Origin of the sequence: Vibrio sp. NFR (assembly GCF_027587095.1) — a bacterium.
In the GTDB taxonomy this organism is placed as follows: domain Bacteria; phylum Pseudomonadota; class Gammaproteobacteria; order Enterobacterales; family Vibrionaceae; genus Vibrio; species Vibrio harveyi.
In genome coordinates this window covers 160,556-176,990 of record NZ_JAPPTN010000006.1, presented here as the reverse complement: position 1 = coordinate 176,990, position 16,435 = coordinate 160,556, and the positions used below count along the sequence as shown (strand labels likewise).

General features: G+C 45.9%; 14 protein-coding genes and 2 tRNA genes. 2 read left to right on the top strand and 14 right to left on the bottom strand.

Annotated features, from left to right (window positions below; genetic code table 11):
* Positions 1–28: 28 nt before the first annotated feature.
* Both ubiU and OH463_RS13595 read left to right on the top strand, forming a co-directional pair.
* Positions 29–1,042 carry a ubiquinone anaerobic biosynthesis protein UbiU gene (ubiU, locus tag OH463_RS13600; protein ID WP_005449137.1) on the top strand — a complete coding sequence of 338 codons (1,014 nt, stop codon included), beginning with the start codon at positions 29–31 and terminating at the stop codon, positions 1,040–1,042.
* Between the two features lie 20 nt (positions 1,043–1,062).
* Positions 1,063–1,941 (top strand): U32 family peptidase, encoded by an 879-nt coding sequence (locus tag OH463_RS13595; RefSeq protein WP_005449138.1) that lies wholly within the window; start codon positions 1,063–1,065, stop codon positions 1,939–1,941.
* 70 nt (positions 1,942–2,011) lie between these two features.
* Here the strand turns inward: OH463_RS13595 and vmrA are convergent, their stop codons facing one another.
* The 14 genes from vmrA to glmM all read right to left on the bottom strand — a co-directional run bounded on the left by vmrA (position 2,012) and on the right by glmM (position 16,419).
* Positions 2,012–3,358, bottom strand: a complete 1,347-nt coding sequence (gene vmrA, locus OH463_RS13590; RefSeq protein ID WP_005449139.1) for a sodium-coupled multidrug efflux MATE transporter VmrA — start codon at positions 3,356–3,358, stop codon at positions 2,012–2,014.
* A gap of 57 nt (positions 3,359–3,415) precedes the next feature.
* A complete protein-coding gene (locus tag OH463_RS13585) occupies positions 3,416–3,829 on the bottom strand; it encodes a MarR family winged helix-turn-helix transcriptional regulator (protein ID WP_005449142.1) in 414 nt (137 codons plus the stop codon).
* A 97-nt stretch (positions 3,830–3,926) separates the two neighbouring features.
* Positions 3,927–4,850 carry a lipoprotein NlpI gene (nlpI, locus tag OH463_RS13580; protein ID WP_005449143.1) on the bottom strand — a complete coding sequence of 308 codons (924 nt, stop codon included), beginning with the start codon at positions 4,848–4,850 and terminating at the stop codon, positions 3,927–3,929.
* Between the two features lie 183 nt (positions 4,851–5,033).
* Positions 5,034–7,166, bottom strand: coding sequence for a polyribonucleotide nucleotidyltransferase (gene pnp / locus OH463_RS13575; RefSeq protein ID WP_005449145.1), 2,133 nt, complete (start codon positions 7,164–7,166; stop codon positions 5,034–5,036).
* 313 nt (positions 7,167–7,479) lie between these two features.
* Positions 7,480–7,749 carry a 30S ribosomal protein S15 gene (gene rpsO / locus OH463_RS13570; RefSeq protein ID WP_005449146.1) on the bottom strand — a complete coding sequence of 90 codons (270 nt, stop codon included), beginning with the start codon at positions 7,747–7,749 and terminating at the stop codon, positions 7,480–7,482.
* 149 nt (positions 7,750–7,898) lie between these two features.
* Positions 7,899–8,843, bottom strand: coding sequence for a tRNA pseudouridine(55) synthase TruB (gene truB / locus OH463_RS13565; protein WP_005449147.1), 945 nt, complete (start codon positions 8,841–8,843; stop codon positions 7,899–7,901).
* Positions 8,843–9,250 carry a 30S ribosome-binding factor RbfA gene (rbfA, locus tag OH463_RS13560; protein ID WP_005449148.1) on the bottom strand — a complete coding sequence of 136 codons (408 nt, stop codon included), beginning with the start codon at positions 9,248–9,250 and terminating at the stop codon, positions 8,843–8,845. Before rbfA ends, truB begins: the two co-directional genes overlap by 1 nt.
* A gap of 109 nt (positions 9,251–9,359) precedes the next feature.
* Positions 9,360–12,047 (bottom strand): translation initiation factor IF-2, encoded by a 2,688-nt coding sequence (gene infB, locus OH463_RS13555; protein ID WP_005449149.1) that lies wholly within the window; start codon positions 12,045–12,047, stop codon positions 9,360–9,362.
* Between the two features lie 21 nt (positions 12,048–12,068).
* Positions 12,069–13,556, bottom strand: coding sequence for a transcription termination factor NusA (gene nusA, locus OH463_RS13550; protein WP_005449151.1), 1,488 nt, complete (start codon positions 13,554–13,556; stop codon positions 12,069–12,071).
* A gap of 36 nt (positions 13,557–13,592) precedes the next feature.
* Positions 13,593–14,048 carry a ribosome maturation factor RimP gene (gene rimP, locus OH463_RS13545; protein ID WP_005449153.1) on the bottom strand — a complete coding sequence of 152 codons (456 nt, stop codon included), beginning with the start codon at positions 14,046–14,048 and terminating at the stop codon, positions 13,593–13,595.
* Between the two features lie 231 nt (positions 14,049–14,279).
* Positions 14,280–14,356 (bottom strand) — tRNA-Met (locus OH463_RS13540).
* A 56-nt stretch (positions 14,357–14,412) separates the two neighbouring features.
* Positions 14,413–14,496 (bottom strand) — tRNA-Leu (locus OH463_RS13535).
* 18 nt (positions 14,497–14,514) lie between these two features.
* Positions 14,515–14,853 (bottom strand): preprotein translocase subunit SecG, encoded by a 339-nt coding sequence (gene secG / locus OH463_RS13530; RefSeq protein ID WP_005449155.1) that lies wholly within the window; start codon positions 14,851–14,853, stop codon positions 14,515–14,517.
* A 225-nt stretch (positions 14,854–15,078) separates the two neighbouring features.
* On the bottom strand, positions 15,079–16,419 hold the full coding sequence (glmM, locus tag OH463_RS13525; protein WP_269991469.1) for a phosphoglucosamine mutase: 1,341 nt from the start codon (positions 16,417–16,419) through the stop codon (positions 15,079–15,081).
* Positions 16,420–16,435 lie beyond the last annotated feature (16 nt).

The following is a 16,435-nucleotide window of genomic DNA, read 5'->3' as shown; positions in this document are numbered from 1 at the left end:
CCTTTTTATTCTCTATGATTGTGAGCATATGGAACTCTTGTGTCCTGCGGGTAACCTGCCTGCGTTAAAAACTGCGATTGATTGCGGTGCAGATGCCGTATACATCGGCTTTAAAGACGATACCAACGCTCGTCACTTTGCTGGTCTGAACTTCAACGGCAAGAAGCTAGAAAAAGCGGTGCAATACGTTCATGACCGCAACAAAAAGATCCACGTTGCACTCAACACCTTTGCCCATCCAAATGGTTTCGAACGTTGGACAAACGCTGTCGACAATGCAGCAGCACTGGGTGTCGATGCACTGATCGTGGCTGACATTGCGGTACTTGAGTACGCTGCTCGCAAATACCCAGAGCTCGAGCTGCACCTTTCTGTGCAAGCTTCAGCAACCAACGTTGCAGCCGTTGATTTCTACAAACAAAACTTCAACGTAAAACGCGTAGTACTGCCTCGCGTACTGTCTATCCATCAGGTAAAACAGCTTTCTCGCAATATCACCAGTGATGTCGAGCTAGAAGTCTTTGCTTTTGGTAGCCTGTGTATCATGTCAGAAGGTCGTTGCTACCTATCGTCATACATGACAGGTGAATCACCAAACACCGTTGGTGCATGTTCTCCAGCAAAATACGTCCGCTGGCAAGAGACTGAGAATGGTCTGGAGTCTCGTCTTAACGACATTCTGATCGATCGCTACAGCGCAGGTGAAAACGCGGGCTACCCAACCTTATGTAAAGGTCGTTTTGAAGCTGAAATTGAAGGCGAGAAAAAACGTTATCACGCACTGGAAGAACCAACCAGTTTGAACACCCTGTCGATGCTGCCAGAGCTATTTGCCGCTAATGTCGCTTCAGTAAAAATTGAAGGTCGCCAACGGAGTCCTGCGTACGTAGAACAAGTAACGCGCACATGGCGTGCAGCGATTGATCGCTACCAAGCAAACCCAGAAGCTTACCAAGTAGAAGCTGCTTGGGATGCAACGTTGGCAAACGTGTCTGAAGGCACGCAAACCACTCTTGGTGCTTACCACCGTAAATGGCAGTAGAGGTTAAGATGGATAACTCAATGAAATACGCGCTTGGTCCACTGTTGTACTTCTGGCCAAAGCAAGATGTTGAAGCGTTTTATGAACAAGCAAAATCAAGCTCTGCGGACATCATCTACCTTGGTGAAACCGTATGTTCGAAACGTCGTGAAATGAAGCCTGCACATTGGTTCGATATCGCGAAAGAACTCTCTGCATCTGGCAAACAAGTCGTGCTATCAACGATGGCACTATTAGAAGCGCCAAGTGAAGTGAACATCATGAAGAAGTACATCGACAACGGTGACTTCGCGATTGAAGCCAATGACGTGTCCGCGGTTCAACTGGCTTCTGAGCATAAAGTGCCTTTCGTCGTTGGCCCTGCAGTTAATACTTACAACGCTCACACGCTTAACTTGTTTCTAAAACAAGGCATGATCCGCTGGTGCATGCCAGTAGAACTATCACGCGAATGGCTCAGCAACACGCTGGTTCAATGTGATGAACTTGGTATTCGTAATAAGTTTGAAGTAGAAGTCTTCAGCCATGGTTATCTGCCTCTGGCTTACTCGGCGCGCTGCTTTACAGCTCGTGCAGAAAACAAAGCCAAAGATGACTGCGAAACCTGCTGTATTAAGTACCCAACGGGCATTAAAGTAAGCAGCCAAGAGGGTCAGGAAGTATTTAACCTAAACGGTATCCAAACTCAGTCTGGTTACTGCTACAACCTGATCAACGATCTGCCAAGCATGGAAGGTCTAGTTGACGTGGTACGTTTGAGCCCACTTGGTCTTAGCACCTTCTCTGAACTGGATCAGTTCCGTTCCAATGAGAAAGGTACTAACCCAGGCAAGATCCAAGACCGCCAATGTAACGGTTATTGGCATCAACTTGCGGGTCTGGAAGTGAAGAACATCTAACTCTTTCTCACGGGCTTCAAAGCAATAAAAAAGCGAGGTTATAACCTCGCTTTTTTATTTTTATTCGTCGTTAAGACGCTTGAATACTTGCCTCTACAGAGCTCTCGTTCATTAGCTTCTTAATATCGCGCCACAGCATTGTCATCACCACTAAGCTCAAAGCTATGTTAGATAATGGGAACGCAATCCAGATACCAGTAACACCGAATAGCTTTGGCATAATGAATAAGAACGGCAATTGAATCACCATATTACCAATGGTCACGAACATCGCTTTGCTGCCTTTGTTCACCGATTGGTAGTACGCTGCGGCAACCACCAAGAAGCCATCTAAGAACAGCGCAAACATATGGAGACGAATCCCCACCACCGTCGCATCAATAAGATGTTGGTCGGCGTTGTTAAACACGGACACAAACTCGTATGGGAAAATGTTCATCAGAATAACAAACGCAACCCCTCCTAGCACCGAAGTCCCCATTGCGACCTTCAACAGCTTACGAATATTGTCTTGATTACGCGCACCATGGTTGTAGCTCACTAGAGGTTGCATACCATTGGCAATGCCTTCCGCAATCAAATAGTAAACCGTCACTATGTAGCCCAAGATAGCGTAAGCGCCAATAAGCAATGCACTGCCGTATTGGGCAAATAGCGCATTGTGCAGTGCGACCATCATTGAGCCATAGGCATACATAAAGAAGCTCGATGTGCCGATCATGACAATCTTAGGGATGACATCAAACTGCATTTTCAGATCGCCAGTCGACAGGCGCATCTTCGCTCTTGCAGTAAAGAAGTAACCAACACCAAGAATCGTCACCACCATCTGCGCTAACGCAGTTGCGATTGCCGCTCCTTTAAGCTCCCAGCCAAGCCAAGCGATAAAGATATAATCGAGCACGATATTGATGACAGCACCAATCACCATCAAAATGGTGGCTAAATTCGGGCTATCGTCATTGCGCAACAAGAACGGCACCGCAATTGACCCAAGCGAGAACACACACGCGACGCTTAAGATGTGCAGATACTGCAAACCAAGCTCATAAACACGACCTTCCGCGCCTTGCCAGCGAATAAAATCATCGGCGAAGAAGAACAATGTTGTTGCAACAACTGGCATCAAAGCAACTAAAAGCAATAAACCAGTAGAAAGGATGCGTTTCGCGCCCTCACGGTCTTTTTCACCCTGCTTGATAGAGGCTAGAGCGCCCGTCCCCACCCCCACCATCATACCAATACCGAGTATCGAGCCAATGATCGGCCACGCAACGTTGATCCCCGCTAATCCATCAGCACCTACATAACGACCAATAAAGATACCATCAACGACTTGGTATAAACCGTTGACCAGCATGGCTGCGACGGTCGGAATTGTGTATTTCCAAAACTGTTTATAAATAGAGTTTTGCATGACTACCACCAATAGTTAGCAAGGCTAACTAAATAGATAAAAGAATAAAAAATAGGTTTAGTTTCCGAGCGCTTTATCTAATAGCGCTTTCAATTGCTGTGCTTCTTTCGCATCCAACTTACACATAAGCTGCTGTGAAATGTCTTTATATACCACCTGTTCCAATGACATTTCTTCGATTACTTCTTCTGTTAGCAGCACGCGCTTAGAACGAGCATCTTCATTACAAGCAATACGCTTCACCAAGCCCTTTCTCTCCAAACGAACCACCATGTTTGAAGCCGAAGGCTTGGTAACATGAAGCTCTTCCGCCAAGTCAGTAATGCGTATACCTTCTGGATGAAGCTGGATCACTCGCAAGTAATCAAACTCATTAAAGCTCAGATGCGAAAGCGGATCCTCTTTGGCATACACTCGCCACGCCTTTGCACAAAAGCGCTCTAAATCGATCAGGCTTTTTTCTAATGCCATTACGTTCCGCCCATTTAGTTAGCAAGGCTAACTATTTTAGAGAAGCTCACCAAATTCTTCAAGCACAAAAAAGCCGCTCTAGTTGAGCGGCTAATGGCTATTTTTCTTCTTGCTTCTGTTGCTCAGCTTTGAGCTTAGCAAGTTGTTCTTGCTGCAACTGATCGTAGATTTGCGCCAGTTCCAAGAAGGAGTAACGGTGCTCTACGTATTCATAAACGTTGAAAGAGATTGCTAGCTTGTACAATGAAATCGCATCAGCAATATCACCTTCTAGTTGGTAACGCTTACCAAGGTAGAAGTAAGTTTCTGTTAGACGCTCAGCAAGACGGTAGTTTTCACGCGTACCATCCATGATGGCTTTTAACGCTGCGTCATCAGATACATCACGCAACATGATGGCAACTAGAACCCAGCCCCACTCTTCACTGCGATCGCGTTGGTAACGCTTTTCTAGGTTCGCTTTCGCTTGCTCTGGATTTTGTTCTGCTTCGATGATGTACAACCATAACGCGCGGAATGGGTCGCTCGGCATTTCTTGGTAATGCTTGGTCATGTCTTCTAAAGCCAGATCGATACGACCACCATAGTAAAGCGCAATCGCGCGGTTACGCTCTGCGTATGAATTCTCTGGTGCAAGCTCTAATGTCGAATCAAATGCTTCGTAAGCCGCATCAAACTCACCAACTTGAGTGAAATACACCCCTAGTAGGTTAAAGATATCTGGTTGAGCAGGGTTAAGTTGCAAAGACTGATTAAAATCCAAACGGGCAAGATCACGCAAACCAACGCTGTCGTAGTAGTTACCGCGCTCGTAATGCATCTTAGCGCGAACTTCGTCACTCAAATCTGGACGTTGTAATAACTGAGAAAGACGAGCAATCTGGACTTCTTGTTGCACGCTTGGTTGTAGCGGTACCGCCATCGGAGGATAGATCCACTTTTGTGCCGATTGTTGAGAGGTGTTAGCACAACCGGTCAGCGCGATAGCGACACATAAACTTGCGGTTTGAAACCATTTCACTAATTGGTACTCCTGTTTGGACCGCTCTGGGTCTGTTTCTCTTTATGCACTATAGGATATTTAACTTCGCTTGAGGCTAAACTTGACGAAACAGGCCAAAAAAAAGGGGAGCGAAAATGCTCCCCTTTTATAGCATGCTTTCAGGCTCTTAAGCTAATAAAAGACCAAAAGTCGAATCTTAGATTACTCGCCTTTAGCTTCAGATGCGTCAGACGCTTCTTCTGCTGGCTTCTCTACTGCTTCTTTCATGCTTAGACGTACGCGACCTTGACGGTCGATTTCAAGAACTTTAACTTGAACTTCTTGACCTTCAGTTAGGTAGTCAGACACTTTCTCAACGCGTTTTTCAGCGATTTGAGAGATGTGTACTAGACCATCTTTACCAGGAAGAACCGTTACGAATGCACCAAAGTCAGCTAGACGTGCAACTTTACCAGTGTAGATACGGCCTACTTCAACTTCAGCAGTGATCTCTTCGATGCGGCGGATAGCTTCTTTCGCTGCTGCACCTTCAGTTGCTGCAATCTTGATCGTACCGTCGTCTTCGATTTCGATAGTAGTACCAGTCTCTTCAGTTAGAGCACGGATAACTGCACCACCTTTACCGATAACGTCTTTGATCTTCTCTGCGCTGATCTTCATTGTGTGAATGCGAGGAGCGAATTCAGAGATGTCTTCACGAGCACCAGAGATAGCTTCATCCATTACAGATAGGATGTGCTTACGTGCGCCTTGAGCTTGGTTAAGCGCAATTTGCATGATCTCTTTAGTGATACCTTCGATCTTGATGTCCATTTGAAGTGCAGTGATACCAGTGTTAGTACCCGCTACTTTAAAGTCCATGTCACCTAGGTGGTCTTCGTCACCAAGGATGTCTGAAAGAACAACGAAGTCGTCGCCTTCTTTAACAAGACCCATTGCGATACCCGCAACAGAAGACTTGATTGGCACACCTGCATCCATAAGAGCAAGAGAAGTACCACATACAGAAGCCATTGATGATGAACCGTTAGATTCAGTGATTTCCGATACAACACGTACTGTGTATGGGAACTCATCAACAGAAGGCATTACTGCTGCGATACCGCGTTTAGCCAGTTTACCGTGACCGATTTCACGACGCTTAGGAGAACCTACAAAACCAGTTTCGCCTACACAGTACGGAGGGAAGTTGTAGTGTAGTAGGAAGTGATCTTTACGCTCACCCGTTAGTTCGTCGATGATTTGAGCATCACGCTGCGTGCCTAGAGTCGCAGTTACTAGCGCCTGAGTTTCACCACGAGTAAATAGTGAAGAACCGTGTGTACGTGGAAGAACACCAGTACGTACGTCTAGCGCACGAACCATGTCTTTTTCACGACCATCAATACGTGGGTTACCAGCGATGATGCTACGACGTACAACTGTCTTCTCTAGATCGTGGAAGATAGTGTGGATTTCTTTTGTGTTTGCTTCTGGATCTTCAGCAAGAAGAACTTCGTTAACTTCACCAGCAATCTCGTGGATGCGGTCGTAACGAGCCATTTTCTCAGTGATTTGGTAAGCTTCAACCAGTTTAGCTTCAGCAAGTTCAGCAATCTTAGTTACAAGCGCTGTGTTTTCTTCTGGTGCAACCCAATCCCAAGCAGGAGTAGCGACTTCAGCTTTGAATTCGTTGATTGCTTTGATTACCGCTTGTTGTTGATCGTGACCGAATACAACAGCAGATAGCATTTCTTCTTCAGTTAGGTTGTCAGCTTCTGATTCAACCATTAGTACTGCAGATTCAGTACCCGCAACAACTAGGTCTAGCTTAGATGCTTCTAGCTCAGTGTTGCTTGGGTTAAGTACTAGCTGACCGTCGATGTGACCAACACGTGCAGCACCGATAGGACCGTTGAACGGGATACCAGAGATAGCTAGCGCAGCAGACGTACCAATCATCGTTGGGATGTCTGGTTGAACGTCTGGGTTCACAGATACTACTGTCGCGATAACTTGAACTTCGTTTTTGAATGCATCCGGGAATAGAGGACGGATTGGACGGTCGATTAGACGAGCCGTTAGCGTTTCGCCTTCAGAAGGACGACCTTCACGCTTGAAGAAACCACCAGGGATTTTACCTGCTGCGTAAGTACGCTCTTGGTAGTTAACTGTTAGAGGGAAGAAGTCTTGACCTTCAACCGCTTCTTTTTTACCAACTACAGAAACGAATACTGCTGTATCGTCCATAGTAACCATTACTGCAGCCGTAGCTTGACGTGCGATAACGCCAGTTTCTAGAGTAACTGTGTGGTTACCGTACTGGAACGTTTTAACAACTGGTTTTTCGAACATTGTTATTCCTTGTTTCCAAGCGCATCGATTGATTTGCTTAGAGAGTATTGATTGATACCCAAGGCATTACGAATCGCGACTAGTAAAAACAAACTAACTTAGTATTCAGTTCACTTTTAATAGTCGCGACCTTTTGGTCGACGAGGTTGACTGTAATGCAATGAGCTTAGTGAAAATCTCTAAACGAGATTAAGCCGCGTGTAGTATAACGGCATAAGTCTGATTTGGCTAAGCTATAGCAGTCAAAATAAGTAACAGGCAACAAAAAAGGGGCATAAAGCCCCTTTTAGACAAACTGCTATGCAGTCGCTTATTAGCGACGTAGGCCTAGACGCTTGATTAGGTCTTGGTAGCGAGCTAGATCTTTACCTTTTAGGTAATCTAGAAGCTTACGACGACGAGAAACCATACGTAGAAGACCACGACGGCTGTGGTGATCGCCTTTGTGTGCTTTGAAGTGACCTTGTAGGTGGTTGATAGAAGCTGTAAGTAGAGCTACTTGAACTTCTGGTGAACCAGTGTCGCCTTCGCCTTGTGCGTATTCTGCAACGATTGCTGCTTTAGTTTCTGCATTCAGAGACATAATTCTCTCCTAATAAGAGTAGGTTAATATTTGTGCCAGCCAATCTCTGATTCAGCCGACACGAGGAGCGCGAATTATAAGGAAGTTTCCTCACTCGCGCAATATAAAAATACCGGCAATGATGCCGGTATTTTTTAAGCTTTGCGAAGTTACTCTTCGTCGCGGAAAACCACCAAACGTTTTGGTGCTACTTTTCCATCGTCGTTAACTTCTGCTACACCAATAAACAGCTTCTCTTCACCAGAAGTCATACGAATTGGCGTACCCTCTGGCGCACCCAACACCTGCACGGGCATACCGTGTTGTACTAGGTTAGTCAGCTCTGCGTTTAGGTTTACCTCGGGTAAATCTTCAACGGCAGTGTCCATTGGCAGTAGCAGTGGATCAAGCAACTCTTTTGGTGCCACTTCATCACGATGCGCTTGCTCAAGCAGCTCATTAAGTTGCTCTAGCGTCACCATTTTTTCGTACGGGTATTTAGCAACACCAGTACGACGAAGCATAGTCACGTGTGCGCCACAACCAAGCATCTCACCTAGGTCATCAACAATTGTACGGATGTAAGTACCTTTTGAGCAGTGCACTTCCATCTCAACTTCATCACCTTCAAAACGGTGAAGTACGATTTCATATACCGTGATCTTGCGAGATTCACGTGGTACTTCAATGCCTTTGCGAGCGTACTCGTACAACGGCTTGCCTTGGTATTTCAATGCTGAGAACATTGAAGGTACTTGGTCTGATTCACCACGGAACGTATCAATGCACGCTTCTAACTTCTCCAGATTCACATCAATAGGACGTGTCTCTACCACTTCGCCATCAGAGTCAGACGTATCAGTGCGCTCACCCAGTTTTGCGATTACACGGTAGCGCTTGTCTGAATCCAACAAGAACTGAGAAAACTTGGTTGCTTCGCCTAAGCAGATTGGCAACATGCCCGTCGCTAATGGGTCCAATGCACCCGTATGACCCGCTTTCTCAGCAAAGTAGATACGCTTTACTTTTTGCAGTGCATCATTTGAAGAAATACCTGTTGGTTTATCCAACAAGATAACGCCATTAATTGGACGACCTTTACGACGACGAGCCATTACTCTTCCCCTGCCTGATCTTCTTCGCGACCAGAATCTTGTTGTTTGCGTTTATCTTCGCTCACAACTTCAGAAACTAGGTTCGACATGCGCATACCTTCTACTAGCGTGTTATCGTAGTAGAAACGGATTTCAGGCGTTAGACGTAGGCGAATACGCTTACCTAGCATCATTCGGATGTGCACTTCGTGCTCACGTAGCGCTGCTAGGCATGATTCTGGCGTCTGCTCACCCACGCATAGGAAAGTAACGAATACTTTTGCGTAAGCAAGATCTCGTGATACTTCTACATCTGAAATCGTAACCATGCCTAGGCGAGAGTCACGAACTTCGCGTTGAAGGATCATCGCTAGTTCTTTTTGCAGCTGCTGTGATACGCGCTGCGTGCGGCTAAATTCTTTTGACATATTCATTCTCTTAGATAGAAAGAATGGGGGGATGGTCAAGCCAGCCCCCCATGGTGTATTCAACAACCAATTACTATTTGTCTTTCAGACGGTTAGTAATTTTAGTCAATTAGTCTAGAGTACGTTTTACTTCAACGATTTCGAATACTTCGATCTGGTCGCCCACGCGAACGTCGTTGTAGTTCTTAACGCCGATACCACACTCGTAGCCATTCTTAACTTCTTGAACGTCATCTTTAAAGCGACGAAGTGATTCTAGCTCACCTTCGTAGATAACAACGTTGTCGCGTAGAACGCGGATTGGGTTGTTACGCTTAATTAGACCTTCAGTAACCATACAACCAGCGATTGCGCCCAGTTTCGGTGACTTAAATACGTCACGTACTTCAGCAAGACCAATGATTTCTTGCTTGAATTCTGGAGCAAGCATACCGCCCATTGCTTGTTTAACTTCGTCAATCAATTGGTAAATGATTGAGTAGTAACGTAGATCAACGCTTGCTGCTTCAATCGCACGACGAGCAGATGCGTCAGCACGTACGTTAAAGCCAAGGATGATTGCGTTAGAAGCTTCTGCAAGAACTGCATCAGTTTCTGTAATACCACCAACACCAGAACCAACGATGTTTACTTTCACTTCGTCAGTAGACAGTTTCAGTAGTGAGTCAGCAATCGCTTCCACAGAACCTTGTACGTCTGCTTTAAGAACTACGTTTAGCTCAGCAACTTCACCAGCAGTCATGTTAGAGAACATGTTCTCTAGTTTAGATTTCTGCTGACGAGCAAGTTTCACTTCACGGAACTTACCAGCACGGTAGTTCGCTACTTCACGTGCTTTACGCTCGTCACGTACTACTGTTGCTTCGTCACCTGAAGATGGTACGCCTGAAAGACCTAGGATCTCTACAGGGATAGATGGACCAGCTTCTGTGATTTCTTTACCTAGTTCGTCACGCATTGCACGAACACGGCCGTATTCTTGACCACAAAGAACGATGTCGCCTTTGTTTAGCGTACCTGATTGAACAAGTACTGTTGCTACTGGACCACGACCTTTATCTAGACGAGATTCAACAACAACACCAGACGCCATGCCTTCTGCTACAGCTGTAAGCTCTAGAACTTCAGACTGAAGAAGGATTGCTTCTAGAAGACCGTCGATATTTGTACCCTGTTTAGCAGAGATGTGAACGAACATGTTCTCACCACCCCATTCCTCAGGGATTACGTCGTATTGAGCTAGCTCATTCTTAACGTTGTCCGGGTTCGCGTCTTCTTTATCGATCTTGTTCACAGCAACAATCAGAGGAACGCCTGCCGCTTTCGCGTGCTGGATCGCTTCAACTGTTTGTGGCATCACGCCATCGTCTGCTGCTACTACAAGAACAACGATATCTGTCGCTTGAGCACCACGAGCACGCATAGCGGTAAACGCCGCGTGTCCAGGAGTATCAAGGAACGTGATCATGCCGTTATCAGTTTCAACGTGGTAAGCACCGATGTGCTGCGTGATACCGCCCGCTTCGCCTGAAGCAACGTGAGTACGACGGATGTAGTCAAGTGTTGACGTTTTACCGTGGTCAACGTGACCCATGATTGTTACAACTGGAGCACGAGGTACTGCTTCTGCGTTTGTATCACGATCAGATAGTACTGCTTCTTCCAGTTCGTTCTCTTTACGAAGAACTACCTTGTGACCCATTTCTTCAGCAACAAGTTGTGCTGTTTCTTGGTCGATCACTTGGTTGATAGTCGCCATAGCGCCCATCTTCATCATTACTTTGATAACTTCTGTCGCTTTAACCGACATCTTGTTAGCAAGTTCAGAAAGAACGATTGTCTCACCAATTACTACATCTTGTTTCGCTACAGTCGCAGACTTGTCGAAACCGTGTTGCATAGAAGTTGGTTTAGCAAGTTTGCCTTTGTTACGGCCCTTGCCACCACGTTGGTTACGACCACCGCGTGATTGTTCTTCTTTGCCAGCTGGTTTCTTCTTCTTACGACGTGCACCGCCTTCTTGTTGACGGTCAGCTGCATCTTCAGCTTCACGTGCGTAACGAGAAGTAGTTACGTGGTAGTCAGAGTTCTCTAGCTCTTTCTTCTTAGTCTCTTCTTCAGACCAACGAGCTTCGTTCTCTTCTGCAAGCTTACGAGCTTCTTCAACGAGTTTTGCAGCTTCTTGCTCTGCTTTACGTTGAGCTTCTTGTTCCTGACGTGCTTTTAGCTCATCAGCTTCTTTCTTAGCTTGCGCATTAGCATCCGCATTTTTTGCATTCATTTCTTTCTTAGCCTTATCAGCTTGTGCGCGTTTTGCCTTTTCTTCAGCTTCACGTTTTGCATCCGCTTCACGTTTCGCTTTCTCATCGGCTTCGCGCTGTGCTTTCTCTGCAGCTTCACGTTTGGCTTGTTCTTCAGCCTCACGCTTCGCAAGCTCTTCAGCTTCACGTTTTGCTGCTTCCTCAGCCTCACGTTTTGCGTCGTCTTCGATAGTGCTGCGCTTCACATATGTGCGCTTCTTACGCACTTCTACTTGAACATCCTTACTTTTGCCGCCACCTGCTGCAACACTTAGCGTGCTACGAGTCTTACGTTGAAGCGTCAGTCTAGTAGGTTCAGATTCGCCCGACTTATCGCCGTGCTCTTTCTTCAGGTGAGAGAGAAGCTTCTGCTTCTCCTCATCCGATACATGGTCAGAACTCGCTTTGTTCATGCCAGCGTCAGCAAGTTGTTCCATTAAGCGGTCGACTGGAGTACCAATCTCTTCACTCAGAGCTTTAACTGTTAATTGTGTCATGCCGCTTCCTCCTTGCTGATATTATGCTTCTTCGCCGAACCAACAGATGTTACGTGCAGCCATGATAAGCTCGCCTGCACGCTCTTCTGTCAGGCCTTCAATACCTTCTAAATCGTCGATACCTTGGTCAGCTAGGTCTTCTAGTGTTGCTACGCCTTTAGCTGCCAGTTTAAACGCCATTTCGCGCTCTAGACCTTCAAGACCTAGCAGATCTTCAGCAGGCTCTAGACCTTCGAATGACTCTTCTTGTGCTAGAGCGATTGTCGTTAGTGCGTCTTTCGCACGGCTACGAAGCTCTTCTACAAGCTCTTCGTTCAGACCATCAACTTCTAGTAGTTCGTTAACAGGAACGTACGCAACTTCTTCTAGTGTTGAGAAACCTTCTTCAACAAGCAATTGAGCGAAGTCTTCTTCAATGTCTAGGTACTTCATGAAGTTTTCGATAGACGCTTGAGACTCTTCAGCGTGTTTCTTCTGAAGATCTGCCACAGTCATTACGTTCAGTTCCCAACCAGTTAGTTGAGACGCTAGACGTACGTTCTGACCGTTACGACCGATAGCTTGCGCTAGGTTGTCCGCTTCAACAGCGATGTCCATTGAGTGAGCATCTTCATCAACGATGATAGAAGCAACGTCAGCAGGAGCCATTGCGTTGATAACGAATTGAGCTGGGTTATCGTCCCAAAGAACGATATCAATACGCTCACCACCAAGTTCGCCAGATACTGCTTGAACACGAGCACCACGCATACCAACACACGCACCTACAGGGTCGATACGTTTGTCGTTTGTTTTAACAGCGATCTTAGCGCGAGAACCTGGATCACGTGCAGCGCCTTTCAGTTCGATGATTTCTTCAGCGATTTCTGGCACTTCTACACGGAATAGCTCAGCCAACATTTCTGGCTTAGAGCGAGTGATGAACAGTTGGAAACCACGCGCTTCAGGAGCAACTTTGTACAGAAGACCACGAACACGGTCACCTGGACGGAAGTTTTCACGAGGAAGTTGGTCATCACGTAGGATTACCGCTTCAGCGTTGTTACCTAGATCAAGTACAACTGTATCGCGGTTCACTTTTTTAACAACACCAGTGATCAGATCACCTTCGTTGTCGATGAACTGTTCTACGATTTGTGCACGCTCTGCTTCACGTACTTTTTGTACGATAACTTGCTTAGCAGTTTGAGTCGTAATACGGTCGAATGTAACTGACGGGATATCGTCTTCTACGAAATCACCTAGTTGAATGTCTGCATCTTCGTATTGTGCAGCTTCTAGAGAGATTTCTTTTGTTGGGTTTTCAACGTCTTCTACAACCAACCAACGGCGGAATGTTTCAAACTCACCTGTTTTACGGTCGATAGCTACACGTACATCGATTTCGATTTCGTATTTTTTCTTTGTAGAAGTCGCTAGAGCAATCTCAAGAGCTTCAAAGATACGCTCACGAGGTACCGCTTTTTCGTTCGATACCGCTTCTGCTACCGCTAAAATTTCTTTACTCATTGTATTTAGCCTCTAAGCTTCAAATTTTTTAGGGAACTAAAATTTAGGGATCAGGTTAGCTTTTGAAATGTTACTTAGAGCAAACTCTTCTTGTTGCCCTTCACAAGTAACTGCGATTGTCTCACCATCTACGCTGTGGATAATACCTTTCCACTTACGACGGTTTGCAACAGCCATTTTCAATACGATGCTGACCTCGTGACCAATAAATTGCTCGTAATGTGCTGCTTTGAAAAGTGGTCTTTCTAAGCCTGGAGAAGAAACTTCTAGGCTGTAAGCAACAGAAATTGGATCTTCAACGTCTAGTACTGCGCTAACCTGATGGCTTACTTCTGCACAAGCATCTACGTTGATACCATTTTCATGGTCGATGTAGATGCGTAACGTTGAGTGCGCACCCGCACGAATAAATTCTAATCCAACCAACTCGTAGCCTGATGCCTCTACTGGAGCTTCAAGCATTTCAGTAAGTTGTCTTTCTAAACCAGTCATTTGAACCACTCCAGAAACAAAAAAAGGGCTCAGAGCCCAATCAAAAAACCAAGCAGTATCTGAGTTCATTTACAAAAACTCAGATAACAAAAAACCCCGAAAGTCGGGGTTTTATGCTGCTGGACCCTGATACGTTAAGAATAGCCAAGAAATGCTTTTCTTAACTCACAGTGTGGTTAGCACTGTGCAAACTTGCCAATCGAATCATCCTTTCCAACTGAAAGAAGAGATTGGTTGCGGGGGCCGGATTTGAACCGACGACCTTCGGGTTATGAGCCCGACGAGCTACCAAGCTGCTCCACCCCGCGTCCGACTTGATGAGCATTATACGCTCACACAAGTGATTTACAAGTTTGTAAATTCATGGTGCCGAGAGAGGGACTCGAACCCTCACACCTAAGGCACTAGCACCTCATGCTAGCGTGTCTACCAATTTCACCATCTCGGCTACATAAACCTTTACAGCTTATTGTGGAATCTCATCACCTGCTGGTGCTGGAACTTCACTTGCTGCATCTTTAACTTGTTCTACAACTGGTTGACCTAGTGTTGGGTCTACCCATTGTGACTCAGTCTTGTGCGTAGACATACGACCAAGTAGCAAGCTAACGATAAAAAATACGGTTGCTAAAATAGCAGTTGTTCGGGTTAAGAAATTACCTGAGCCGCTTGCACCAAACACTGTGTTTGAAGCACCTGCACCGAACGAGGCTCCCATATCTGCGCCTTTACCTTGTTGAATCAACACAAGGCCAATCACACCAAGCGCCGCCAACAGGTAAATCACAAGTAGAACTGAAAACATTTTTTTCCACCTATGTTCCAAATTGTTGAGCCAGCGCCGTTCAAAAACAATCGTCTTTATTCATGAACAAGGCTAGCGACCTCCTAACGGGAGGCGGAGCAATACTAGCGAAAGCCAGTAACGCTGACAAGGGAAAATTAGTAAAAAGTCACCACTAACGCATTAAGCGCTCAAAAAAAGGGCAAAAGATGCCCTTTTCTCTCGCAAAACAGGTTAAAGCAATGATTAACAACTTGCTTTTACAGCTTCTGCAATCTTAAGCGCAGAGCTTTGTACAAGTTCAGCATCTTTACCTTCTACCATGACTCGGATTAGAGGCTCAGTACCAGATTTACGTAGCAATACGCGACCTTTGTCACCAAGCTCAGCTTCCACTTCCGCTACTGAGTCTAGTACAACCTGCGCTTCAAGTGGGTTACTTTGACCTGCAAAACGCACGTTTTCTAGTACCTGAGGATAAAGCGTCATGCCTTGTGACAAGTCGTGTAGTGTCATATCACTGCCAACTACAGAAGCAAGAACTTGCAGTGCAGCAACAATTGCATCACCCGTAGTGACTTTGTCTAGTAAGATAACGTGACCTGAGTTTTCAGCGCCAATCTTCCAGCCTTTAGCAAGTAGTTGCTCCATCACGTAACGGTCACCAACTGCGGCACGAACAAATGGGATACCCAGTTGTTTTAGACCATTTTCCATACCTAGGTTGGTCATTAGCGTACCAACAACACCGCCTTTTAGTTCGCCACGACGTAGAGCATCACGAGCGATAATGTAGGCAATTTGGTCGCCGTCAATCTTGTTGCCCAAATGGTCAACCATCATGATGCGGTCGCCATCACCATCGAATGCAAGACCAAGGTGAGCTTGCTCTTCCACAACACGCTTTTGTAGGGCACGAACGTCTGTCGCACCGACTTCTGCATTGATGTTAGTGCCGTTTGGCTCAACACCCATAGCAATCACTTCTGCACCTAACTCTTTGAATACGTTAGGAGCGATGTGGTAAGTCGCACCATGTGCACAGTCAACAACGATCTTAAGGTTTGCTAGGCTAAGTTCTGACGGGAAGGTGCTCTTACAAAATTCAATATAACGACCCGCGGCGTCATTAAGGCGAGTTGCTTTACCAAGTTCAGCAGACTCTACACATTCGATATCTTTATCTAGCTCAGCTTCAATAGCCAGTTCGATGTCATCAGGAAGTTTAGTCCCCTCAGATGAGAAGAACTTAATGCCGTTATCGTAGTATGGGTTATGTGACGCTGAAATAACGATACCAGCTTCCGCTCGGAAAGTTTGTGTTAGGTATGCAACTGCTGGCGTTGGCATCGGACCAGTAAAGGTAGCCTTTAGACCTGCCGCAGCTAGGCCAGCTTCAAGTGCAGACTCAAGCATGTAACCTGAAATACGGGTATCTTTACCGATGATAACTTTCTTAGTGCCTTGTTTTGCTAGTACACGACCAGCCGCCCAGCCAAGCTTTAGTACAAAGTCCGGAGTAATTGGGTATTGTCCTACTTTCCCGCGTACACCGTCAGTACCAAAATAACGTCTTTTATCAGACATAAAATTTCCTTAATTC

What these genes read in the sequence shown, in the direction of transcription:
- ubiU (WP_005449137.1), top strand. Translation starts at nt 29, where the DNA reads ATGGAACTCTTGTGTCCTGCGGGTAACCTGCCTGCGTTAAAAACTGCG.
- OH463_RS13595 (WP_005449138.1), top strand. Translation starts at nt 1,063, where the DNA reads ATGAAATACGCGCTTGGTCCACTGTTGTACTTCTGGCCAAAGCAAGAT.
- vmrA (WP_005449139.1), bottom strand. Translation starts at nt 3,358, where the DNA reads ATGCAAAACTCTATTTATAAACAGTTTTGGAAATACACAATTCCGACC.
- OH463_RS13585 (WP_005449142.1), bottom strand. Translation starts at nt 3,829, where the DNA reads ATGGCATTAGAAAAAAGCCTGATCGATTTAGAGCGCTTTTGTGCAAAG.
- pnp (WP_005449145.1), bottom strand. Translation starts at nt 7,166, where the DNA reads ATGTTCGAAAAACCAGTTGTTAAAACGTTCCAGTACGGTAACCACACA.
- rpsO (WP_005449146.1), bottom strand. Translation starts at nt 7,749, where the DNA reads ATGTCTCTGAATGCAGAAACTAAAGCAGCAATCGTTGCAGAATACGCA.
- truB (WP_005449147.1), bottom strand. Translation starts at nt 8,843, where the DNA reads ATGGCTCGTCGTCGTAAAGGTCGTCCAATTAATGGCGTTATCTTGTTG.
- rbfA (WP_005449148.1), bottom strand. Translation starts at nt 9,250, where the DNA reads ATGTCAAAAGAATTTAGCCGCACGCAGCGCGTATCACAGCAGCTGCAA.
- infB (WP_005449149.1), bottom strand. Translation starts at nt 12,047, where the DNA reads ATGACACAATTAACAGTTAAAGCTCTGAGTGAAGAGATTGGTACTCCA.
- nusA (WP_005449151.1), bottom strand. Translation starts at nt 13,556, where the DNA reads ATGAGTAAAGAAATTTTAGCGGTAGCAGAAGCGGTATCGAACGAAAAA.
- rimP (WP_005449153.1), bottom strand. Translation starts at nt 14,048, where the DNA reads ATGACTGGTTTAGAAAGACAACTTACTGAAATGCTTGAAGCTCCAGTA.
- secG (WP_005449155.1), bottom strand. Translation starts at nt 14,853, where the DNA reads ATGTTTTCAGTTCTACTTGTGATTTACCTGTTGGCGGCGCTTGGTGTG.
- glmM (WP_269991469.1), bottom strand. Translation starts at nt 16,419, where the DNA reads ATGTCTGATAAAAGACGTTATTTTGGTACTGACGGTGTACGCGGGAAA.